Origin of the sequence: Marinobacter sp. SS21 (assembly GCF_028369065.1) — a bacterium.
Taxonomy (GTDB): domain Bacteria; phylum Pseudomonadota; class Gammaproteobacteria; order Pseudomonadales; family Oleiphilaceae; genus Marinobacter.
Window position 1 is genome coordinate 22,525 of the sequence record NZ_JAQNDA010000008.1, and the last position, 23,006, is coordinate 45,530.

Sequence of the window (23,006 nt, forward strand, 5' to 3'; positions counted from 1 at the left end):
TGGGAGTCGACCAATGACCACAGTAAACGGCACGGTTGCCGGCGATGTTTTGAGCCAGTATCAGTTGCAGTCTCAGTCGCCGGCGAAGAGTGAACTGGGCAAGACCGAGTTCATGGAGCTCATGCTGGCCCAGCTCAAAAATCAGAACCCGCTGGAACCCCAGGCCAACGGTGAGTTTATCGCCCAGCTGGCCCAGTTCAGCTCGCTGGAAGAAATGCAGAAGGTATCCGGATCGCTGGACAATATGGTTGGGGAGTTCCGGTCTGCCCAGGCCCTGCAGGCCTCCGCCATGGTCGGCCGATCCGTACTGGTACCGGGAACGGCGGGGCAGTTGGAGGCCGGCGGGGAGTTGAGTGGCAATGTCGCGGTGCAGGCGACCACTTCCAACTTGCGAGTGTCCATCAAAAACAGCGCCGGCGAGCTGGTTCGTCAGTTGGACCTGGGCAGCGCCCAGACCGGTTACCACGCGTTCAGCTGGGACGGCACCAACGCTGACGGCGACGCTTTGCCGCCCGGCAAGTACGAGGTAGTGGCCGAAGGCAGCTACCCGGGTGGGGTTGAGCAGCTGGGGACCCTGATCAGCGCCAATGTGGACAGCGTGTCTTTGGGTGGTGCCGGTGAAATCACCCTGAACCTGGCCAGCATGGGTTCGATTGCGCTCTCTGACGTGTACCAGATTAATTAGGGTAGATAGGCCCTGAACTAGCGAGGTGTAACATGGCTTTCAATACGGGACTCAGCGGCTTGCGGGCGGCGTCCGTTGATCTGGATGTCACCGGCAATAATATTGCCAATGCCAGCACGGTCGGCTTTAAGAGCAGTCGTGCTCAGTTCGGGGATCTGTATGCCAGCGGATTTCTCAGCGCCGGGACCAACCCCATCGGGGATGGCGTTCGGGTGCAGGACGTCAAGCAGAATTTCGGTCAGGGCAATATCAGCTTTACCGATAACGGCCTGGATCTCGCCATCAATGGCGACGGATTCTTTGTCCTGAACAATGGTGGTGAGATTCGATACTCGCGGGCCGGTCAGTTTGGCGTGGACAAGGATGGTTTTGTCATCAACAACCAGAACATGCGCGTTCAGGGGTTTCAGGCGGATGACGACGGCAATCTGTCGGGTATTCGCGACGATCTGCGCATCGATACCGCAAACCTGGCGCCGCGTCGCACCACCAATCTCGAAACTGACCTCAACCTTGACTCGCGTGAAGAGGTGCTGGAACAGCGGGTCTCTGTGCTGGCGGAGGTGGGCGAGGCGGAGCTGGGCGCCGGCAGCACCTCGTTTCCCGCCGAAATCGTCACCCTGACCTACAGCGATGGTACCCAGAGAAACGTGCAAATTCCGGCCGGCTCCTCGGCCGCACAGGTGGCCGGTATTTTTGCCCAGGAAGACGGTGTCAGTGCCTCAGCCACCACGGACATGACCGTGGCGGGGTTGGATGATGCGTTCATCGCGGTGGGTAACTTCACGTTCGACCTGGAGCTGGAAGGCGTTCAGGTGCCGATCGATACCACCGGTGTCACCGATCTCGACTCGCTGGCGGATGCCATCAACAATTCGAGTGCCAATACGGTCACGGCAACCGTGGTGGCTGGTGAGTTGCGCCTGGTGGACAACCGCGGCCAGACCCTGACCACCAACTACGCCAACACTGCCGGCGCCGTTGGCCCGCAGACTCAGTTGGGCACGGTGCGGGTGCAAACGGGCCGGGAGGTCACCGACATCACCTCCGATACCAGCACTTTCGGCACCGCATGGGACGGACGTACCCTGCAAATAACCAACGAATTCAATCCCCAGGACCAGCGCACTTACAACCATGCTACGTCCACTACCATATACGACAGTCTGGGCAACCCCCATGTGCTGACCCAGTTTTTCGTCAAGGATCAGGCTCCGGGCAGCGGTGTTGGCGCCAGTCAGTGGTCTATCTACTTGCAGATCGATGGCGAGTTCGTGAGCGGCACCGATCAAACCCCGATTCAGGCGCAGTTTGATCAGGACGGTACGCTACAATCCATTGACGGCGACATCAGTGGCCAGATCCTGGTGACTGATTGGACTCCCAAGGACTCCGACGGCCAGCCCAATGGCGCGGACGGCCCGCCCGCGCCGGGGGTGGTCACCACCACGCCGCTGCCGGACCCTCCTACCAGTTCGGCCTTTGTGATCGACCTGTCGGACACCACCCAGTATGGCAGCGCTTTCGGGGTTAACGATCAGCGCCAGAACGGGTTTACCACCGGCCGACTATCCGGGTTGGACGTGTCCGATGAGGGGGTGCTGTTTGCCCGCTACACCAACGGTCAATCACAGGCCTTGGGGCAGGTGGCGTTGGCCACATTCAACAACACCGATGGCCTCAGTCCGGTGGGTGAGACCACCTGGGTGGAAACCTTCGAGTCTGGACAGCCCATCATCGGCCAGCCCGGAACTGGCACCCTCGGCGCGATCAAGGCAAGTTCGGTGGAAGAGTCCAATGTCGATCTGTCTGAGGAACTGGTCAACCTGATCATTGCGCAACGTAACTATCAGGCAAACGCAAAGACCATCGAAACCTCCGATGCCATCACCCAGACCATCATCAACCTGAGGTAACTCGGGTCCCTGGCGGGAGCGCGGCTCAACGAGTCGCCGCGCTTCCGCTGATCCTGAACATCCTTGGCCCCTCTCGCCAATTCTGGCATGGCTCCTGCATCAAGACCTTAAACAGTCAAAAATCCGGCAGGAGTTTTCCCAATGGATAAGTCGCTCTATATCGGGATGTCCGGCGCCAAGCAGAACATGCTGTCGCAACGGGCCCACGCCAACAACCTGGCGAACGCCAATACCACGGGCTTCAAACGGGATTTTGCCCAGGCCCGCAGCATGCCGGTGTTTGGCGAACACCATCCGACCCGGGCCTACGCCATGTCTGAGCGGCCGGGGACCGATCTTTCCGCCGGCGCGCTGATGGAAACCGGGCGCAAGCTCGATGTGGCCGTGGATGGTAATGGCTGGCTGGCGGTACAGAACCGCCAGGGCCAGGAAGCGTTCACTCGATCCGGCAGCTTCCAGATTGATACCAATGGCCTGTTGCGAAACGGCGCTGGGGATCTGGTGCTGGGTAACGGTGGACCGGTGGCGCTGCCGCCGTTCGAGAACGTTCAGGTCGGCGCCGATGGCACTATTTCCGTGATCCCTGTGGGCGGTCCTCCGGATCAGTTGGTTGCGGTGGATCGGTTGAAGCTGGTCAACCCGCCGGCCGATGCGCTGGAGAAAGGGGAGGATGGCTATATGCGCCGTAAGCCCGATCAGGCACTGGGCGGTGTGGAGCCGGCCGATGCCAGCTTGCGGGTGGCTTCCGGATTCCTGGAAAGCTCCAACGTGAATGCGGTGGAAGAGATGATCGCCAATCTGCAGCTGTCCCGCCAGTTCGAGATGCAGATCAAGGTCATGCGGACCGCCAATGACAATTCCGAGGCAGCGGCACGACTGTTGCAGAACCTTTGATAACGATCCATGACCAGTCACCGGAGGCGGCAAAGCGGCAAAGTCTGGCCGCTGCCAACCGCTGTCGGTAAGGAGTAGACCATGCATCCAGCACTGTGGGTGAGCAAGACCGGGTTGAGCGCACAGGACACCAATATGTCCACCATTTCCAACAACCTGGCCAACGTCAACACCACCGGGTTCAAACGGGACCGGGCCGTGTTTCAGGATCTGCTGTATCAGATCAACCGGCAACCCGGTGGGCTCAGCGGGCAGAATTCGGAGCTGCCTTCGGGGCTGCAGCTGGGAACCGGTGTCCGGGTGGTCGGCACGGCCAAGCAGTTTTCCCAGGGCAATCTGCAGGTGACCGAGCAACCACTGGACATGGCGGTTAACGGTCGGGGCTTTTTCCAGGTGCTGTTGCCGGACGGCGACATCGCCTACACCCGGGATGGCCAGTTCCAGCTCAACGCCGATGGTGAAATCGTCAACCCGGACGGCTACCCGCTGGAACCCAACATCACCGTGCCCGAGAACGCTACCAGCATCACCATTGGCAAGGACGGCACGGTCAGCGCAGTGGTGAATAACCAGGCCGGCCCGGTGAATCTGGGCGAGATCACGTTGGTGGACTTCATCAACCCTCAGGGCCTGCAGGCCATCGGCAACAACCTGTTCCGGGAAACCAACGCCAGTGGTGATCCCGCCGAAGGCGAGCCGGGTATTGGCGGGTTGGGTACGGTTGAGCAGGGCATGACGGAGGCCTCGAACGTGGAGGTGGTTGAGGAGTTGGTGAATATGATCACCACTCAGCGCGCCTATGAGATGAACTCCAAGGTGGTGTCGACCACCGACCAGATGCTGCAGTTTGTGACCAATAACATCGGCTAACCGAGGTCAGGGGCCAGAGCGGTAACGGGGTCAAAGAGGGAAGCGCTATGAACGAGATCAGCCAGAAGCCAGCGACGCGAACACCAGGGGGGACCTTAGTGCTGGTAACCGCGTTGATTCTGTTGCAGGGCTGTGCGGCTGCAACCCGGCCGCGGGCCATGCCCGACGATCCCGCCTATGCGCCGGTCCGGGCCCAGGCCATGATGACTCGGGATCCACACTCTGGTGCGATCTATCAGTCGTCCCGCAATTACAATTTTTACGGCGATACCGTGGCGCTCAACGTGGGGGATATCCTCACGGTAACGTTGCAGGAGTCCACCGAAGCCAGTAAGTCGGCGGAGAGCAGTATCACCAAGGACAGCGAACTGAGCCTTCCGGAGCCGGTGCTGTTTGGCAAGGCCAATATCGGTTTGAACGCCAGCGCCAACTACGAGCGGGATTTTGAAGGCCAGGCGGAAGCCGACCAGAGCAACAGCCTGGATGGCAGCATCACGGTGACGGTCACCGAAGTGCTGCCCAATGGCGTGTTACGGATACGGGGCGAGAAATGGATCTCGCTCACTAATGGCGATGAATACATCCGGCTCACCGGACTGGTGCGACCACAGGATATTTCTCCGAACAACACCATCGCTTCAAACCGAATTGCCGATGCCCGTATCGCCTACGGTGGTACCGGCGACTTTGATCAGGCCAACCAAATGGGGTGGTTGGCCCGGTTCTTCAACTCCGAATGGTGGCCGTTATGAGACTGCGTCAATCCTGCCTGATCGTTGTGCTGCTGGCCTTGGTGGCGGCTCCAGTGATGGCTGACCGGCTCAAGGACTTGGCCCGGATCAAGGGCGTGCGGAGTAACCAGTTGGTGGGCTATGGCCTGGTGGTTGGGCTCGACGGCTCCGGTGACAAGGCACCGTTCACCAACCAAACGTTCCGCAATATGATGAACCAGTTCGGTATCACCCTGCCGGAAGGCACCAATCCCAATTTGGCCAACGTGGCGGCGGTGATGGTGCATGCCACCTTGCCCGCGTTTGCCAAGCCCGGCCAGGAGCTGGACATTACGGTGTCATCCATCGGCAATGCCGACAGCCTGCGGGGCGGCAGTTTGTTGATGACCCCCCTGAAAGGGGCTGATGGCCAGGTCTACGCCATGGCACAGGGGAGTCTGGTGGTGGGGGGCTTTGGTGCCTCCGGTGCTGACGGTTCCCGGATCACGGTCAACGTACCCAGCGTCGGTCGGATTCCCAACGGAGCGACCATCGAGCGGGAAGTGATTTCGCCGTTCAGTCGCGGCGACACCATCACCTTCAATCTGTTGCGTGCGGATTTCACCACTGCTCGCCGGGTGGTGGATGCCATTAACGCACTGTTGGGGCCGGACATGGCCTACGCCCACGACGCCACCTCGATTTCGGTGAAAGCGCCGCGAGACCCATCCCAGCGCGTCAGCTTTCTCTCTATCCTTGAAAATCTGGAGGTGAATCCGGCCGAGGATGCCGCCAAGGTGGTGATTAATAGCCGCACCGGAACCATCGTGGTGGGCCAGAACGTGAAGGTTAGCCCGGCGGCGATCACCCACGGCAACCTGACCGTGACCATTGAAGAGAATCCGGAGGTGAGCCAGCCCGGTCCGTTCTCCGAAGGTGAGACCGTGGTGACCCCCAATACCCAGATTGTGGTAACCGAAGATCCGGCGCGGATGTTCCAGTTCGGGCCGGCGGTCACCCTGAATGACATCGTACAGGCCGTTAACCAGGTTGGCGCCGCTCCCGGCGACGTCATGGCGGTGCTGGAAGCGCTCAAACAGGCCGGCGCCTTGCGCGCCGAGCTGATTGTCATCTAGGTGGTGTGATGCAGGACCCTCGGCTTCAGCAAACCCAGATTTACACCGAATTCAGCGGCCTCAATGCGCTGAAGGCGCAGGCGCGCACAGACAAGCAGGCGGCGTTGCGGGAAGTGGCCGGGCAGTTTGAAGGGTTGTTCCTCACTGAGATGCTGAAGTCGATGCGCAAGGCCGGTGATGTCTTTGCCGAGGGCAATTACCTGAATAGCCAGCAGTCGCAGTTCTACCGCGACATGTTCGACAACCAGCTGAGTCTGACACTGTCCTCGAACCAGGGCCTGGGGCTGACTGACACACTGGTGCGCCAGCTCAGCCGCCAGATTCCCGGGATGACCGATGCCGGGGAACCGGGCGCCTCCCGACACCGGACCCTGGCCGATTATGATCGCAGTTTACCGGCGCTGTCCCGTGGACTGCCCGAGCGGCTGACGGAGGTGAGCCAGATAGCTGGAGAGGCAAGCACTCCAGCGCTCGCCAACGAAGGTCCTGCTGACAACGCCCAGACGCCCAGGCGTTTCGACTCCCCGGGGCAGTTTGTCCGGCAGCTGTTGCCAATTGCCCGGCAGGTCGCGGCAGGCTCCGGTATCGACCCCCGGCTGATGGTGGCGCAGGCGGCGCTGGAGACCGGCTGGGGAAGCCACATGATCGAAGGGGAGAGCGGTGAGCCCAGTTACAACCTGTTCGGTATCAAGGCCGATCAGCGCTGGACGGGCCCGGCGGTCGATATCACCACCTCGGAATACCGGGAAGGAGTGAAGCTCAGTGAGCAGGCGGCATTCCGCGCCTATCCGGATTACCAGGCCAGTTTTCGGGACTACGTGTCGTTCCTGGAATCCAATCCCCGTTATCGTGAGGTGCTGGCCGCTGCTGACAATCCAGAGCTGTTTGCCCAGCGCTTGCAGGAGGCGGGCTACGCCACCGACCCGAACTACGCCAACAAGATTCGCCGCATTTTGAGCGGCGATCAGTTTGCCAGCCCGACGGGCAACGTCCAGTTGTCCTTGGGGGCTGAGGAGTAAACGCTATGGCAGGTCTGATCAATATTGGTCTCACCGGTGTGCTGGGGCATCAATCCGCCCTGAATACCACCGGTAACAACATCGCCAATGCCAACACGGCCGGGTACAGCCGCCAGGAAGTTATCTTCGAAACCCAGCCCGGCCGACGTACCGGCGCCGGCACCATTGGCACCGGGGTCAATATCTCGGACGTTCGCCGCATCGCTAACGAGTTCCTGGTGGGCCAGGTACGCTCCGACACCTCGCTGTTTGCCGAGCAAGAGGTCTTGAATGCGGAGTTGAGCCGGCTGGATAACCTGCTCGGTGGCGAGACCACCGGCCTTAACAAGGTGTTGAACAACCTGTTTTCCAGTTTGCAGAGCGCCTCGGAGGACCCGGCCTCGCTGCCTCAAAGGCAGCTTGTGCTGAGCGAGGCTCAGGCGGTGGTGGATCGCTTTCGCGCGCTACAGCAGGAATTTATCCAGCAACGCGAATCCATCAAGACTCAGATGGAGCAGGGGGTAAAAGATGCCAATACCCTCATCGCCAGCATTGCCGACTTGAACCTGGCCATCTCGGAGTCCCCTGGACTCGCCCAGGGCCATATGCCAAACGAGTTGCTGGACAAGCGCGATGAAAAACTGCGGGAGCTGTCGGAGCTGCTTGGGGTACGGGTTGTGCCGGTCGACGGCGGTCAGGTCAACGTCTTGCTGCCCAACGGTCAGCCGCTGGTGATTGGTGTGGAGGCCTCCCGGCTGGGAACCCGGAACAGTCCGGAAGACCCGACCACCCTGGAGTACACCCTCACCACCGCCGGCCGCACCATGGCCATCGACGAGCAGGTTAACGGTGGCGCACTCGGCGGCTTGCGGCGCTTCGAGCGAGAGGCTTTGCAGCCGGCATTCGATGAGCTTGGCCGGGTCGCCGTCGCGCTGGCGGATAATCTCAATCACCAGCATGAGATCGGCATGGATCTCAACGGCGATCTGGGCGGGCTGTTCTTTTCCGACATCAATTCCGACGCTGCCCGACGCAGCCGGGTGATTGCCAACGCCAATAACCTGCCGCCCAAAGACGGGGTCCTGGGTGTCGAGATCAGCGATAGCAGTGAACTGCCTGCCGGGTCCTGGAACCTGCGCTTCAGCGGCGACGGCCGCGATTTCGAAGTGGTGGATCGAGCCACGGGCCGCACCGTCAATCAGGGGCGGCTGCCCGATCCGTTGCCGGCGGAAATCTCCATGCCGGGCTTCAACATCCAGATCGACAGCGGAACCTTTAATGCCGGTGACAGTTACCTGATTCAACCAACCCGGTTGGCGGCAGAATCTATCGAACTGGAGGTCGAGCGGGAGGAAGATCTGGCCTTTGCCAGCCCGGTCCGTGCTGAGGCTGATATCGGTAATGGCGGCACCGGTGTGATCGATCAGGGGGAGATGCTGAATGTCCGCAACCCCTTGTCCAATGGCACGTTGCCACAGTTCCAGACCCAGGGCCAGCTCAGCCCGCCGCTGGAAATCCGTTTCCGCGATGACGGTGGCACCCTGGTGTACGACATCCTCGACGCCACCGATCCGAGCAATGTGCTGGTGGCGGGCGATGCGTCTGCAACGCCTCCGCAAAACGTGTTTCAGCAGGGGATCTCCAACGATCTGTTCAGCGAGGATCCCCAGGATCCAAACTACCGCGGCTTCCAGTTCTCCATCAACGGCGATCCGCAACCCGGAGACAGCTTCTTTATCGACTACAACACTGACGGGGTCTCCGATAACCGAAACGCCGAGAAAATGGCGATGCTGGCTACCGCCAACACCATGAATGGCGGCACCCAAAGTTTCACCGAGGGTTACGCTGGTCTGGTGGAGAGCGTTGGTGTGCAGACCCGGCAGAGCCAGCTCGATCTGGATGCCAGTCAGACATTGCTTGAGCAGTCCACCGCGCAGCGGGAATCCGTGTCCGGGGTCAACCTGGACGAAGAGGCCGGTCGACTGATCCAGTTCCAGGCCGCGTACAATGCATCGGCCCAGGTTATGAGCGTGGCTCAGAGCCTGTTCGATACCTTGCTGTCAACGTTCAGGTAGGCCGAGGGAGTGACATCATGATCCGGATATCTTCACAGCAGATCTTTTCAGGTGGCATCAGCCGGATGCAGACCGCGAACAGCAACCTGCAGCAGACCCAGGAACAGATTTCCACCGGCAAACGGGTCAACCGGCCGTCGGACGACCCGGTGGCGGCCGCCCGTATTCTCAAGCTGGATCAGGAGGTGGCGCGCATCGAGCAGTTCCAGCGTAATGCCGGGCTGGCGGAGAACCGCCTGAACCAGGAAGAAGCCGCGCTGGCCAGTGTGGTCGATGTGGTCCAGCGGGTGCGGGAACTGACGGTACAGGCCGGCAACGCCACTCTGTCGAAGAATGATCGTATTTCCATTGCCGCCGAACTGCGGCAGCGGTTGGACCAGCTCGCCACGCTGGGGAACACCCGGGATGCCTCCGGGGAGTACATTTTCAGTGGCTTCCAGGGGGAAAAGCCGGCGTTTGGCCAGAACATCTCCGGGCATTACGTGTACCAGGGCGATGAGGGGCAGCTGCAACTGGAAATCGACGAAGGCGTGAGTGTGGCCATCAGTGACCATGGCAAGGGCATCTTCGTTGATATTCCCAGTGCCCACACCACCTTCTTTGCCGAAGCCAGCCCCAATAACCTGTCCGGCGCCCAGATCAGTACCGGTATGGTGCTGGACCAGCAGGTGTACGACGACTTCGTCAGCAGCATCAATGGCGATGATCTGATCGTCCGATTTCAGGACGATGGCGCAGGCGGATTGAATTACGAGGTGGTGACCAAGAGTGACCCCGAACCCAAGCCGGTGATTGCCGCTGGCGCCTATACCAGCGGTGGAAGTATTGTGGTTGAGGGGATTCAGTTCGAGATCACCGGTGCCCAGCTGAACGACGAGTTCAATATCAAGACCACCAATAAGCAATCGCTGTTTACCAGTGTCGAAAAACTGATCTATGGCCTGGAAAATCAACCCAAGACGCCGGCAACCGCCACCATCGACGGAGCCACCGGCTTCATACCCAACACCGGTGACCTGCTGTACATCAATGGCATTGAGCTGGGCCCCTTCACGGCGGGCGACACCATTGCTGATCTGCAGAGCGCCATCAACACCAATTTCGAACTCGAGGAACTGGGAATCACCGCGGCGATCGATTCGGGCCAGCTCACCATCACCTCCATCGGCCAGGACTTGCGGGTATCGGCGGATGACGAAAGTGTCGATCCGCCTGTGACCACCTGGACTGGCGATCTGACCGTCAGCGGTGCCAAGTTCCAGGATCTCAGTGTGACGGGCGGAGTCGGGGTGACGACCGCAAACTTCGGCAGCGGCCAGCAGGCCTTCGATGACCTGATCGCAGACTCGCTGATCAATTTGGACAATGCCCAGGACAGCGTGCTGCTTACTCAGACTGAGATTGGTGGTCGCCTGAATGCGGTAGAGTCGACAACGGTGTTTCTGGAGGATTCATCCATCTACACCAAGGACATCCGCTCCCAGCTACAAGACGTGGACTACGCCGAGGCCATCAGCACACTGAGCTTCCAGAGCTTTGTGCTGGAGGCCGCGCAGGCATCTTTTGCCCAGGTCTCAAGGCTGTCGTTGTTCGACCGGCTCTAGGCTGAAGCACGCTTTGCCAGGGCAGGGCCTGGTCAGGCGATAATAAAAGCTCGCATTGTGTTGATTTCACTGCGCGCGTCAGTATAATTCGCAATCTCTCCGATGCCAGCGTGGTGAAATTGGTAGACACAGGGGATTCAAAATCCCCCGCCTTCACGGGCGTGGCGGTTCGAGTCCGCCCGCTGGTACCACTTTTTTCAAACAAGACTTATGCCGTGGCGCGCCTGCCGAGCCGAACGTCTTCGATGCAGGCACTCAAAGTCCCTGGCTTCATAGAACAGTCCTTCCGATGAATGTCTCCGATTTTCATTTTGATCTGCCGGACGAACTCATCGCCCGCTACCCGTTGCCCGAGCGCACGTCTTCGCGTCTGCTGACCCTGGATGGGTTGAGCGGACACACCAGGCATTTGCATTTCCGCGACCTGCCCGCGCTGCTCCAGCCCGACGACTTGCTGGTATTCAACAATACCCGGGTAATTCCCGCGCGGCTGTTTGGCCGCAAGGAAACCGGTGGCCAGGTGGAGATCCTGGTGGAACGGGTGCTGGATGAACACCAGCTACTGGCCCATGTTCGTGCCTCCAAAGCGCCTAAACCGGGTCAGCGTATCCTGGTTGAAGACGGCACCGTGTTGGTGATGCGAGAGCGTCGGGATGCCTTGTTCGTATTGGCCTGCGAGGCGGCGGAGCCGGTTATCGAGGTGCTGGAGCGCACCGGCCATATGCCGCTGCCGCCCTATGTGGACCGACCGGACGAGCAGTCGGACCGGGAGCGTTATCAAACCGTTTACGCCCAACAAGCCGGCGCCGTGGCGGCACCTACCGCCGGACTGCATTTCGACGATGAACTAATCGGGCAACTCCGCAAGCAGGGCATCAAGACGGCGTTCGTAACCCTGCACGTGGGTGCGGGTACCTTTCAGTCGGTCCGTGTCGATCGGGTGGAAGAGCACGTGATGCACAGTGAAGTGGTGCATGTGCCGGAGGAGACGGTCGATGCGGTTCGTCGGACCCGAGAGAAAGGTGGTCGAGTCATTGCGGTGGGCACCACCTCGGTTCGGTCGCTGGAATCTGCCAGTCGTGGTGGCGTGCTGCGGGCTTTTCGTGGCGAAACGGACATCTTCATTCACCCTGGCTACCGATTCCAAACCGTGGATGCCATGGTCACCAATTTTCACCTGCCCGAATCCACGTTGATCATGCTGGTGAGCGCGTTTGCCGGCTACGAGCATGTGATGGCAGCGTATCAGGAAGCTATTCGAGAGCGTTACCGCTTTTTCAGCTACGGTGACGCAATGTTCATTACCGGCCAGGAACCCAGCCTGGGTTCTCTGACTGCATCGGCACCGTCGGGAGAGGTAACGTGACTAGTGGCAGCTTTATGTCGTTTGAGAAACTCGGCGAGGACGGCAGGGCCCGTCGCGGACGTCTGACTTTCCCTCGGGGGGTTGTAGAAACCCCCGCCTTCATGCCGGTGGGCACCTATGGCACGGTCAAGGGAATGCTGCCGCGGGATATCGAGGAAATCGGCGCCGACATCATCCTGGGCAACACCTTTCATCTGATGCTGCGTCCCGGTACCGAGGTGATCCGGGGCCATGGCGATCTGCACGACTTTACCCAGTGGCAAGGTCCGATCCTTACCGACTCTGGCGGCTTCCAGGTGTTCAGTCTGGGGGAGATGCGCAAAATTACCGAGCAGGGCGTCACCTTCCGCTCACCAGTAGATGGTTCCCCGGTGGAGCTGAATCCCGAAATTGCCATGCGCGTGCAGCGGGATCTGGGCTCTGACATCGTCATGATCTTTGATGAATGCACCCCGTATCCGGCAACGGAAAAGCAGGCCCGGGAGTCCATGGAGCTGTCGCTTCGCTGGGCGGCCCGCAGTCGCCAAGCCCATGGCGATAACCCTGCCGCGTTGTTCGGCATCGTGCAGGGTGGCATGTACCCGCAGCTGCGGCAGCGGTCCCTTGAGGGGCTGACCGCCATCGGCTTCGACGGTTACGCCATCGGAGGGCTGTCGGTGGGTGAACCGAAGGAGGACATGATTCGCATTCTTGACCACCTTCCGCCGCAAATGCCTGCCGACAAGCCCCGCTATCTGATGGGCGTCGGGCGGCCGGAAGACATTGTTGAAGCGGTGCGGCGTGGCGTTGATATGTTCGACTGCGTGATGCCGACACGTAATGCCCGTAACGGGTATCTGTTTACCTCTACGGGCATCGTCAAGATCCGTAATGCCCGTCATCGTCATGACACGTCTCCGGTGGATGATCAGTGTGATTGTTACACTTGCGAGAATTTCTCGAGGAGTTATCTCCATCATCTGGATAAATGTGGAGAAATGCTCGGATCGCAGCTGAATACCATCCATAACCTGCGGTACTACCAGAACCTGATGGCCGGTTTGCGCGGGGCCATTGAAGCAGGTACATTGTCCGACTTTATTGAGGCCTTTTATGCCCGCAGGGGCGAGGCGGTACCGCCTCTTGGGGATTCCTGATAACGCCCCTATATAGAGGGACGACATTCCTACTTTATTGAACGGAGAAACTGAATGAACTTGATCAAACTGTTGGTTACCGCACTGGGTGTTGTTCTGCCGGGCATCGCGCTGGCACAGGAGCCGGGTGCTGGCCAGATGGGCGTAATGGGGCAGATTATCTTCTTTGCTGGTTTTATCCTGATTTTCTACCTGCTGATCTGGCGTCCCCAGTCCAAGCGCGCCAAAGAGCATAAGGCCCTGATGTCCGGTCTGAACAAAGGCGACGAGATCGTGACCTCCGGCGGCGTGGCCGGCAAAATCACCAAGGTTGGCGACGACTTTATCGCGGTTGAGATTGCCGACAACGTCGAAGTCAAGGTTCAGAAGGCTGCGGTTGCCGCGGCACTGCCGAAGGGTACCCTGAAGGACATCTGAGTCGCCGTCTGATACTGACGAAGTGAGTTCGACGACTGGTCAACACAAGGGATCTCATGCTTAACAAGTATCCGTTATGGAAAAACCTGATCATCCTCTTTGCCCTGGTGATCGGGTTCGTATACGCACTGCCCAATCTGTATCCGGACGATTTTGCGGTGCAAATTACCGGTGCCCGTAGTAGCACAGAGGTTGACCAGCGCGCGCTCGATCGCGCCCTTGGTGCCCTCGAGGACGCTGGTATCGATATCAAGTCCTCCGCCTTGCAGGAGCGCAACGGTCTGATTCGTCTGACCAGCGCCGAAGATCAGCCGGACGCGCGAAAGCTGGTTCAGGCCACACTGGGCCGGGAGTATCTGGTGGCGCTGAACATGGCACCATCGACCCCGGACTGGCTCCGCAACCTGGGGGCCGGTCCTATGAAGCTGGGACTGGACCTGCGCGGTGGCGTCCATTTCCTGCTGGAAGTGGATATGGATTCCGCCCTGGAGCAGCGTCTGGAGGCCATGGCCAGTCAGATCAAGCGGGAGCTGCGTGACGAACGAATTCGCTACCGTGGTGGCGAGCGGCAGGGGCAGCGGGACATCGTTTTCAGTTTTCGGGACGAATCGGCGCGGGATGAGGCCTTCAACCTGGTCAAGCGGCAGCACAACCAGTTCCTGCTGGATGAGCGCACCGAGGGCGGTCAGCTCCTGCTGGTTCTGACGCTGTCAGAGGCCGAGGTCAAGTCCATTCAGGACTACGCCCTCGAGCAGAACCTCACGACCATCCGTAACCGGGTTAACGAACTGGGTGTGGCTGAGCCGCTGGTGCAGCGCCAGGGCGCGGATCGCATCATCGTTGAACTGCCGGGCGTGCAGGACACCGCCCAGGCCAAGCGTATCCTGGGTGCAACCGCCAATCTGGAGTTCCGCCTTGAGGCTCGCCCGGATGCGGCCACCAGTACCACAGAAGTCTATCCGTTCCGGGATAACGAAAACCGTACGGCGCGGCTCGAGCGCGAAGTGATTGTCACCGGAAACAATGTTTCCAATGCCCAGCAGGCGTTTGACGAAAACGGCCAGCCTCAGGTGAACATCACCATGGATGCTGTCGGTGGTGACTTGATGCATCGGGCCACCCGTAATGCCATCAAGCGCCGAATGGCGGTGCTGTTCATTGAGTTCAAAACCGAAACGGACGAACAGATTGTTGATGGCAAGGTGCAGACGGTCGAAAAGCGCATCGTCGAGCGCAGCATCATCAGTCTGGCGACCATTCAGTCCGCGCTGGGTAGCAGCTTCCGCATCACCGGACTCGATTCCATTCCGGAGGCTTCCGAGCTGGCGCTGTTGCTGCGGGCCGGCTCACTGGCGGCGCCCATGTATTTCGTTCAGGAGCGGACCATTGGGCCGTCCCTGGGACAGAAGAACATCGACGCTGGCGTGATGTCGGTTGCGCTCGGTTTTGCCCTGGTGCTGCTGTACATGCTGGTTTACTACCGGGGCTTTGGTTTGGTGGCGAATTTCGCGCTGACCCTGAACCTGATGCTGCTGGTGGCCTGTATGTCCATCCTGTCCGCCACGCTGACCCTGCCGGGCATTGCCGGTATTGTACTGACGGTAGGTATGGCGGTGGATGCCAACGTACTGATCTTCGAGCGAATCCGTGAAGAACTGCGGGCCGGGGTTCCGCCCCAGTCGGCAATCAACGCCGGTTACTCGCGGGCGTTTGTGTCGATCTTTGATGCCAACATCACCACCTTGCTGGTGGCGGTCATTCTGTTTGCCATGGGATCGGGGCCAGTGAAAGGATTTGCGGTCACCCTTTGCCTGGGTATCCTGACGTCCATGTTCTCTGGTCTGATGGTCAGTCGCAGCATCGTGAATCTGGTGTACGGCGGACGCAAGGTTGAAAAACTGTCGATCGGAGGGAAGCTTGCTAATGTCTGATTCAGATAAGAAACCGTTCGACTTCATGGGGTTGCGGAAGATTGCTTCCGCAGTTTCTATTTTCCTGGTGGTGGCTGCTATCGCGCTACTGGCGGTGCGGGGGCTCAATCTGGGTCTGGACTTCACCGGCGGCACCTCGGTGGAGCTGGAGTACCAGAAGCCGCCGGCGCTGGAAGACGTTCGCGCCACCCTCACTGAAGCCGGCTACGAAAAGTTCGTGGTCCAGAATTTCGGTGACGATAACCTGGTGCTGGTGCGGTTGGCGGAGTCCCGGAACGACAAGTTGGCGGAAGAGATCGAAGCCACGCTGACGGCCGGGGGGGATGAGCTTAAATTGATCAGTTCCGAGTTCGTCGGCTCCCAGGTGGGGGAGGAACTCAAGGAAGACAGCGGCCTGGGTCTGCTGATTGCATTGGCGGTGGTGCTCATCTACGTGGGTATGCGCTTCCAGTTCAAATTCGGTATTGCCTCGGTGCTGCCTCTGGCTCACGACGTCATCATTATTCTGGGGATTTTTTCCCTGTTCCAGTGGACCTTTGATCTGAGTGTGCTGGCGGCCTTGCTGGCGGTGATCGGTTACTCTCTGAACGACACTATCGTGGTGGCGGACCGTATTCGGGAAAATTTCCGAAAGATGCGGGTGGGGGACTCCGAGCAGATCATCAACGAGTCCATCCATCAGACGATCGGGCGTACCATCAATACCTCCGGTACCACCTTGGTGGTGTTGTTTGCGCTGTTTTTCCTGGGTGGTGAGGCGATCAATAACTTCGCGATTGCGCTGATCATCGGTGTGGTGGTCGGTACCTACTCCTCCATCTATGTCTCCGCCAACCTGCTGGTGGCGCTGGGCGTTACCCGGGAGGATATGGTCATTCCGCCGAAGGAGGGTGCGGGCGAGGCTGAGGAAGAAGAGCAGCCGCCGGAATGGCTTAACCGGATGTAGTGTTGGTGCCAACAAAAAAGGCCGCGCCGGTGACACCGGGGCGGCCTTTTTTGTAGCTGGCTGTTGCGCTCGACGGACCGTGGGGTCTCTATCCCGAGAGCGGGCCCGGGAATTAACGGGGCAGGCGGCTCTGAAACGGGTGCAGGGTTTTGAGCATTTCCTTGAACAGCTTGGGGTTGGCAATCACCAATTGCTTGGCGCCGCTGGTGGACGGGTTGCCGGAAAAATCACCAGCAAGGGCGCCGGACTCCAGGGCGATGGTGAGGCCGATGGCGAGATCTTCCCGCTCCGGGCGGAAGATCACCGCCGCATCCAGGCGTCCAGCTGCGACACGGGCAATGTCGAGCGAGGTGCAGCCCGAAGTCTGCAGGTTGCCGGATTGTTGTGCCAGGCTGGCCGTCAGTTCACCCCACAGCAGCGGGTCGTCTGAACCTTTGCACTGGTCCAGCAGGTTGGTGACCAGGCTGGCGGAAGCCAGGCTGCGGGTGGTGCTGGTGCGTACGCGGCGGCTGTTGAGGGCTGCGCCCTGGCCTCGGCTGGCGCTGTACTCCTCGCCGGTCACTGGATTGACCAGCAGCAGGTTCTCAGTGCGATTGCTCTTTTTCTGGATCATCGCCAGCGCAAAGTCAGGAAGACTCCGCAGGAAATTTTCCCGCCCCAGTACCGGGAAAATATGCCAGGAGTAATCCGCATCGCCGGCGTCAGCTTCATTGATTGGCGCAATTACATGGTCTTTGTAGGCCTTTTGAAGCTGCTCGGAAAAGTTCTCGTAGATGGACTGAGCGACACGGTCGAGTTGACGGCCGAGCTCAATCGGGTCCTTTTCCGCAAGATCCTGGCGTTCGAAATGGGCTTTCAGATAATCCGAACCCTGTCGCGCGACGCGCAGAGCCATTTTAATTGCTGGTTGCATCAGACTGTACAATACCTGGGTGTATGGAAGGTCGCGTATCATACCAAAACCTGCTCGGGCCTTGTACGTTTTTCGACTTCGCAATGTCACGGATAGCCCGCCATTTCTGGTGGTCTGAATGGGCGCGCCGGTAAAGTTTCGGCAAGTGCGAACGGGCTGTTCGATGCCGGATTCTGGTATCATGGCTGTTTTTTCCGACCTACAGAGATTTGTGTTCATGCTCAAGCAAGCACTCCCGGGTGAAGCCGCCCAGTCCAATTACGATCAGGTCCGCATTGTCCTCGTTGAAACTTCCCATTCGGGCAATATCGGAGCGGTAGCACGGGCGATGAAGAACATGGGGCTTTCCAATCTTTGGCTGGTCAATCCGGTGTCGTTCCCTGACGAGGCTTCCTACGCCCGCTCATCCGGCGCTTCGGATGTGCTGGACGCCGCGCGGGTGGTCACCAGCCTCGACGAGGCCATCGAGGACTGTGTGCTGGTGATGGGAACCAGCGCTAGAGGGCGCAAGGTGCCCTGGCCGGTGATAGCGCCTCCCCAGGCGGTCGAGAAGGCCGCTGAGCATGCCGAACGGGGGCCGGTGGCGCTGGTGTTCGGGCGTGAGAATCATGGCTTGAGCAATGACGAACTTCAACGCTGCCATTTCCACATCCATATTCCATCGAATCCGGATTACAGCTCACTGAACCTGGCGATGGCAGTGCAAGTGGTCTGCTACGAGATGCGGATGCATTATCTGCGTTGTCTTGAAGAACGGGAAAGCAAACCCTATCTAGGATCCATGACTTCGCCGGTGGACGAGGGTTGGGATGTGCCGCTGGCGTCGGTCAAAGACGTGGAAGGATTTTTTGGCCATCTGGAGTCTACACTGGTGGACATCGCGTTCCACCGTCGGGACAACCCGCGACAGCTGATGACTCGGTTGCGCCGGCTGTTTCAACGGGCACAGATGGACCAGATGGAGATCAATATCCTCCGGGGTGTACTGACCGCGGTCCAGAAAGCGGCCGGAAGCAAAGGCAAGGGTGCTGCCGAAGCCACACCCGGCGCATCAACCGACACGCAGGATGACAATCATGTTTGAAGGACTGAAGGAAGATGTACAAAGCGTGTTCCACCGGGATCCGGCGGCACGCAATACCTTTGAGGTGCTGACCAACTACCCGGGGCTCCATGCGCTTTTGTTCCACCGACTCTCTCACTGGCTGTGGGGATTGGGGTTGAAGTGGCTGGCCCGGACCATATCGACTCTGGCCCGTTGGCTGACCGGCATCGAGATTCACCCCGGCGCGCAGATCGGGCGGCGCTTCTTTATCGACCACGGAATGGGGGTGGTCATCGGAGAAACCACGGTGATCGGCGATGACGTCACTCTTTATCAGGGCGTCACTCTCGGCGGAACCAGCTGGAATAAGGGCAAGCGACACCCGACCCTGGGTAATGGTGTGGTGGTTGGTGCTGGCGCCAAAATCCTGGGGCCCTTTGAAGTCGGGGAGGGAGCAAAGATTGGCTCTAACTCTGTGGTCACCAAAGAGGTGCCGCCGGGCGCCACGGTGGTCGGTATTCCGGGGCGGGTGATCGTCAAGCAGAAATCCGATCAGGATGTTCGTCGGCGGGAGATGGAAGAGCGTATGGGGTTTGATGCCTATGGCGTCACCGATGAGATGCCGGACCCCATGGCCCGTGCCATGCGCAGTCTGCTGGATCATATGCACGCGGTGGATGACCGCATCGAAAACATGTGCAAGGCACTGCAAAAGGTTGATGCGGAGTACCGAAACGGTGCTTTGCCGCCGCTGGATGACACTGATTTTGACTGCGTGCGGGATGAAAGAAGCAAGGGGCGCTGAATACTTGACTGAAATAGTCGGTCAATTCATACTCAAAAGCCTTCACGCTTCTATACTCGCACCGTCGAGGCTCTATCTATGCGACTGACCACCAAGGGCCGGTACGCCGTGACCGCCATGCTGGATCTTGCGCTGCATGGCGGTGAGGGGCCGGTAAGTCTGGCTGATATTTCCGTGCGCCAGGAGATTTCCCTCTCCTATCTGGAGCAGTTGTTCTCTCGTCTGCGTCGTCATCAATTGGTGGCCAGCGTTCGAGGGCCGGGTGGTGGTTATCGCTTAAGCCGCAGTACCGATGCCATTTTCATTTCCGAAGTGGTTGATGCCGTCAACGAATCGCTGGATACCACCCGTTGTGGCAATAAGGGTGACTGCCAGAAGGGTGAGAAATGTCTGACCCATCACCTCTGGTCCGACCTCAGCAACCAGATCCACCAGTTCCTCAGTGAAATCAGCCTGGCCGATCTGATGAGCAAGCGCGAGATTCAGGATGTGGCTGCCCGCCAGGACCGTCGCCAGGAACTCGAAGCGTCCGAGACCATCAATACCGAGCGCCTTTCCGATCGTGCGCCGGTGTAAGACCAATCCGCTGGTGTGAATCAAATCGTCAGTGTGAAACCAATTCGCCAGTGTGAAACCAATTCGTCAGTGTGAAACCAATTCGTCAGTGTGAAACCAGTTCAAAGTCGTAACCTATGAAGAAACCTGTATACATGGATTATGCGGCCACGACGCCCGTAGACGGTGCCGTTGCCGAAGAGATGACAAAATGCCTCACGGTCGATGGCGTGTTTGGCAATCCCGCGTCCCGCTCCCATGGCTTTGGGTGGCAGGCCGAAGCGGCGGTGGAAAATGCCCGTCGCCAGGTGGCTGATCTCATTGGCGCCGACCCAAGAGAAATCGTCTGGACATCCGGTGCAACCGAGTCCGACAACCTGGCGATCAAAGGGGCGGTGGCGGGGAAGGTCAACCCTCACATAGTCACATCCAGTATCGAGCATAAGGCTGTACTGGATACCTGCAAGTGGCTCGAATCCAAGGGCTGTTCCGTTACCTGGTTGGTGCCAGATGACGCGGGCCGTATCACGCCGGCGCAGGTGGTCGATGCCCTGACCGAGCAGACGGTGCTGGTCAGCCTGATGCTGGTGAACAATGAGCTGGGAACCGTCACGGACATTGCGGCGATTGGCGAGTGCCTGCGGGCCAGGGGCGTGCTGTTCCATGTCGATGCCGCCCAGGCTGCCGGCAAGATGCCGGTGAATGTTCAGACGCTCAACGTCGATCTGTTGTCGCTGTCCGGTCACAAGGTTTATGGCCCCAAAGGCGTCGGCGCGCTCTACGTGCGACGGGCCCCGGGTGTTCATGTTGAGGCGCAGATGCATGGCGGCGGTCACGAGCGGGGGATGCGTTCTGGCACTCTGCCGACCCATCAGATCGTGGGGATGGGGAAGGCCTTTGAGTTGGCTGGCGAATACCTTGATCAGGAGCGGGCTCGTCTGGAGGCCTTGCGAGCGCGCTTCCTGGAAGGAGTTCAGGCCCTGGAAGGCGTGCGCTTGAATGGCCATACGGTGCATCGGGTCCCTGGCATCATGAATTTGTCCTTCGAGGGTGTTGAGGCGGAGTCGCTTATGCTCGGGCTGAGAGAGTTGGCGGTCTCCTCCGGCTCGGCCTGCGCGTCCGCCACGTTGGAGCCTTCCTATGTGCTCCGGGGCATCGGGCTGAGCGACGAGCAGGCGCACCGGGCGTTGCGTTTTTCCATTGGCCGCTATACCTCTGAGGAGGAAGTCGATTTCGCCGCCTCGCAAGTGATCGACGTGGTCCGTCGTCTTCGCGCTGTCCGGTAGGCAGTAGGCCCAGGACTGCGTATAATCCCAACCCTGAATTTTTATCCTGAACACTCAACTGGAGACAAATCATGTCAAACGAGCGCACGCTCTCTATCATCAAGCCAGACGCGGTTGCCAAGAACGTTATCGGTGAAATTTACAGCCGTTTCGAGAAGGCTGGTCTGAGCATTGTCGCTGCCAAAATGAAGCACCTGACTCAGGAAGAAGCCGAAGGTTTCTACGCTGAGCACAAAGAGCGTCCGTTCTTCGGTGATCTGGTTGCCTTTATGACCTCCGGTCCCGTAGTGATTCAGGTGCTGGAAGGCGAAGGTGCCATCCTGAAGAACCGCGATCTGATGGGTGCCACCAACCCGCAAGAAGCAGCCGCTGGAACGATTCGTGCCGATTTCGCGTCTTCCATCGATGCCAACGCCGTTCACGGTTCCGATTCCGCAGCCTCCGCCGAGCGCGAAGTTGCCTATTTCTTTAACGACAACGAACTCTGCCCACGCGGCTAAGTCGTTGTCCCGAGGGTGAGCAGGTTAATCTGCCCGCCCTCGTTTGTTATCTGATCGAGGTTCTCCGATGACAACCCCCGCTGAAAAAACCAACCTGCTCGGAATGCCCAAGGCCAAGCTGGAGGCCTATTTCGAGTCGATTGGGGAAAAACGTTTCCGCGCAACGCAGCTTTTGCAGTGGGTGCATCAGCGAGGTGTGGATGACTTCGATCAAATGACCAACATCAGCAAACCGCTGCGGGAAAAGCTCAAGCAGGTGGCCGAAGTGCGTGGTCCGGAGGTGGTCTACGACGAGACCTCCAAGGATGGCACCCGCAAGTGGGTTATGCGCATGGACAACGGCAATAGCGTCGAAACCGTGCTGATCCCGGACGGTGAGCGGGGCACCTTGTGCGTCTCCTCGCAGATTGGCTGTAGCCTGGATTGCACCTTCTGTTCCACCGGAAAGCGGGGCTTCAACCGCAACCTGACGGCGGCTGAGATCATTGGACAGGTGTGGGTCGCTCGTAAGGCGTTTATGCCGTTCGACCATGTCTCGGATCGGCCGATCACCAACGTGGTGATGATGGGTATGGGCGAGCCATTGCTGAACTTCGACAATGTTGTCGATGCCATGAACCTCATGATGGAGGATCTGGCTTACGGCATTTCCAAGCGCCGGGTCACCCTCAGCACCTCAGGTGTGGTTCCGGCCCTGGACCGGCTGGGCGAGGTTACCGATGTTTCACTGGCCATTTCGCTGCATGCGCCCAATGATGAGTTGCGTAACCAACTGGTACCGTTAAATAAAAAGTATCCGATTGCGGAGCTGTTGGCAGCCACCCGGCGGTATCTGTCGAACCTGCCGGATAAGCGCAAGGCCACTATTGAATACACCGTCATCGAGGGGGTCAATGACCTGCCGGAACACGCCCGTGAACTGGCTCGGCTTTTGCGGGGGCTGCCGTGCAAGATTAACCTGATCCCCTTCAACCCCTTCCCGGAGAGTGATTTCCGGCGTCCGAAGATGACGGCTACCCGGCGTTTCCAGACGATTCTGAACGAAGCCGGTTACGTGACCACCGTGCGCACCACCCGTGGCGATGATATCGATGCCGCCTGCGGCCAGTTGGTGGGCCGGGTGGAGGATCGTACCCGGCGCAGCCAGCGTTACATCGAAGTTCGTCAGGTTCAGCCATAACGTGACGGATGATCGTGTGACGGATGAAAGTTTGA

General features: G+C 59.3%; 21 protein-coding genes and 1 tRNA gene. 21 read left to right on the top strand and 1 reads right to left on the bottom strand.

The features are described 5' to 3' along the window. Nucleotides 1–13 precede the first annotated feature (13 nt). The 15 genes from N6L25_RS11955 to secF all read left to right on the top strand — a co-directional run bounded on the left by N6L25_RS11955 (nt 14) and on the right by secF (nt 16,687). Nucleotides 14–685 carry a flagellar hook assembly protein FlgD gene (locus N6L25_RS11955; protein WP_271980581.1) on the top strand — a complete coding sequence of 224 codons (672 nt, stop codon included), beginning with the start codon at nt 14–16 and terminating at the stop codon, nt 683–685. 32 nt (nt 686–717) lie between these two features. Further along, entirely contained in the window at nt 718–2,601 is a 1,884-nt protein-coding gene (locus N6L25_RS11960; protein WP_271980583.1) for a flagellar hook protein FlgE, read from the top strand. 141 nt (nt 2,602–2,742) lie between these two features. Continuing rightward, nucleotides 2,743–3,495 (top strand): flagellar basal body rod protein FlgF, encoded by a 753-nt coding sequence (locus N6L25_RS11965; protein WP_271980585.1) that lies wholly within the window; start codon nt 2,743–2,745, stop codon nt 3,493–3,495. 81 nt (nt 3,496–3,576) lie between these two features. Next, nucleotides 3,577–4,365, top strand: a complete 789-nt coding sequence (flgG, locus tag N6L25_RS11970) for a flagellar basal-body rod protein FlgG (RefSeq protein ID WP_271980587.1) — start codon at nt 3,577–3,579, stop codon at nt 4,363–4,365. A 47-nt stretch (nt 4,366–4,412) separates the two neighbouring features. Then, the gene (flgH, locus tag N6L25_RS11975) at nt 4,413–5,117 is read left to right on the top strand and encodes a flagellar basal body L-ring protein FlgH (RefSeq protein WP_271980588.1); all 705 of its coding nucleotides are present in this window, start codon (nt 4,413–4,415) and stop codon (nt 5,115–5,117) included. Then, complete coding sequence (locus N6L25_RS11980; protein ID WP_271980592.1) at nt 5,114–6,211, top strand: flagellar basal body P-ring protein FlgI; 1,098 nt, start codon at nt 5,114–5,116, stop codon at nt 6,209–6,211. The genes flgH and N6L25_RS11980 overlap by 4 nt, the downstream gene beginning before the upstream one ends. An 8-nt stretch (nt 6,212–6,219) precedes the next feature. Beyond that, the gene (gene flgJ, locus N6L25_RS11985) at nt 6,220–7,230 is read left to right on the top strand and encodes a flagellar assembly peptidoglycan hydrolase FlgJ (RefSeq protein ID WP_271980594.1); all 1,011 of its coding nucleotides are present in this window, start codon (nt 6,220–6,222) and stop codon (nt 7,228–7,230) included. 5 nt (nt 7,231–7,235) lie between these two features. Further along, nucleotides 7,236–9,287, top strand: a complete 2,052-nt coding sequence (flgK, locus tag N6L25_RS11990; protein WP_271980595.1) for a flagellar hook-associated protein FlgK — start codon at nt 7,236–7,238, stop codon at nt 9,285–9,287. A gap of 17 nt (nt 9,288–9,304) precedes the next feature. After that, a complete protein-coding gene (gene flgL, locus N6L25_RS11995; RefSeq protein WP_271980597.1) occupies nt 9,305–10,891 on the top strand; it encodes a flagellar hook-associated protein FlgL in 1,587 nt (528 codons plus the stop codon). 104 nt (nt 10,892–10,995) lie between these two features. Continuing rightward, nucleotides 10,996–11,082: transfer RNA gene (locus N6L25_RS12000), tRNA-Leu, on the top strand. 98 nt (nt 11,083–11,180) lie between these two features. Beyond that, nucleotides 11,181–12,257 (top strand): tRNA preQ1(34) S-adenosylmethionine ribosyltransferase-isomerase QueA, encoded by a 1,077-nt coding sequence (gene queA, locus N6L25_RS12005; RefSeq protein ID WP_271980599.1) that lies wholly within the window; start codon nt 11,181–11,183, stop codon nt 12,255–12,257. Nucleotides 12,258–12,271: 14 nt separating this feature from the next. Beyond that, nucleotides 12,272–13,393, top strand: coding sequence for a tRNA guanosine(34) transglycosylase Tgt (tgt, locus tag N6L25_RS12010; RefSeq protein ID WP_271980935.1), 1,122 nt, complete (start codon nt 12,272–12,274; stop codon nt 13,391–13,393). Between the two features lie 54 nt (nt 13,394–13,447). Continuing rightward, complete coding sequence (gene yajC / locus N6L25_RS12015) at nt 13,448–13,810, top strand: preprotein translocase subunit YajC (RefSeq protein WP_271980601.1); 363 nt, start codon at nt 13,448–13,450, stop codon at nt 13,808–13,810. 56 nt (nt 13,811–13,866) lie between these two features. Further along, entirely contained in the window at nt 13,867–15,741 is a 1,875-nt protein-coding gene (gene secD, locus N6L25_RS12020) for a protein translocase subunit SecD (RefSeq protein WP_271980603.1), read from the top strand. Further along, on the top strand, nt 15,734–16,687 hold the full coding sequence (gene secF, locus N6L25_RS12025) for a protein translocase subunit SecF (protein WP_271980605.1): 954 nt from the start codon (nt 15,734–15,736) through the stop codon (nt 16,685–16,687). The genes secD and secF overlap by 8 nt, the downstream gene beginning before the upstream one ends. A gap of 112 nt (nt 16,688–16,799) precedes the next feature. Here secF and N6L25_RS12030 read toward each other — a convergent pair whose 3' ends face one another. After that, nucleotides 16,800–17,582 (bottom strand): inositol monophosphatase family protein, encoded by a 783-nt coding sequence (locus tag N6L25_RS12030; protein WP_271980607.1) that lies wholly within the window; start codon nt 17,580–17,582, stop codon nt 16,800–16,802. A gap of 235 nt (nt 17,583–17,817) precedes the next feature. Here N6L25_RS12030 and trmJ point away from each other — a divergent pair, with 235 nt between their 5' ends. The 6 genes from trmJ (at nt 17,818) to rlmN (ending at nt 22,971) form a co-directional block, all read left to right on the top strand. Then, nucleotides 17,818–18,684 carry a tRNA (cytosine(32)/uridine(32)-2'-O)-methyltransferase TrmJ gene (gene trmJ, locus N6L25_RS12035; RefSeq protein WP_271980609.1) on the top strand — a complete coding sequence of 289 codons (867 nt, stop codon included), beginning with the start codon at nt 17,818–17,820 and terminating at the stop codon, nt 18,682–18,684. Further along, nucleotides 18,677–19,450: a serine O-acetyltransferase gene (gene cysE / locus N6L25_RS12040; RefSeq protein ID WP_271980611.1), complete on the top strand. Its 774-nt coding sequence runs from the start codon at nt 18,677–18,679 to the stop codon at nt 19,448–19,450. The genes trmJ and cysE overlap by 8 nt, the downstream gene beginning before the upstream one ends. A 78-nt stretch (nt 19,451–19,528) precedes the next feature. Further along, entirely contained in the window at nt 19,529–20,026 is a 498-nt protein-coding gene (gene iscR, locus N6L25_RS12045; protein WP_271980613.1) for a Fe-S cluster assembly transcriptional regulator IscR, read from the top strand. A 116-nt stretch (nt 20,027–20,142) separates the two neighbouring features. After that, complete coding sequence (locus N6L25_RS12050; RefSeq protein WP_271980615.1) at nt 20,143–21,291, top strand: IscS subfamily cysteine desulfurase; 1,149 nt, start codon at nt 20,143–20,145, stop codon at nt 21,289–21,291. 71 nt (nt 21,292–21,362) lie between these two features. Next, nucleotides 21,363–21,791 carry a nucleoside-diphosphate kinase gene (gene ndk / locus N6L25_RS12055; protein ID WP_271980617.1) on the top strand — a complete coding sequence of 143 codons (429 nt, stop codon included), beginning with the start codon at nt 21,363–21,365 and terminating at the stop codon, nt 21,789–21,791. Between the two features lie 67 nt (nt 21,792–21,858). After that, the gene (rlmN, locus tag N6L25_RS12060) at nt 21,859–22,971 is read left to right on the top strand and encodes a 23S rRNA (adenine(2503)-C(2))-methyltransferase RlmN (RefSeq protein ID WP_271980619.1); all 1,113 of its coding nucleotides are present in this window, start codon (nt 21,859–21,861) and stop codon (nt 22,969–22,971) included. Nucleotides 22,972–23,006 lie beyond the last annotated feature (35 nt).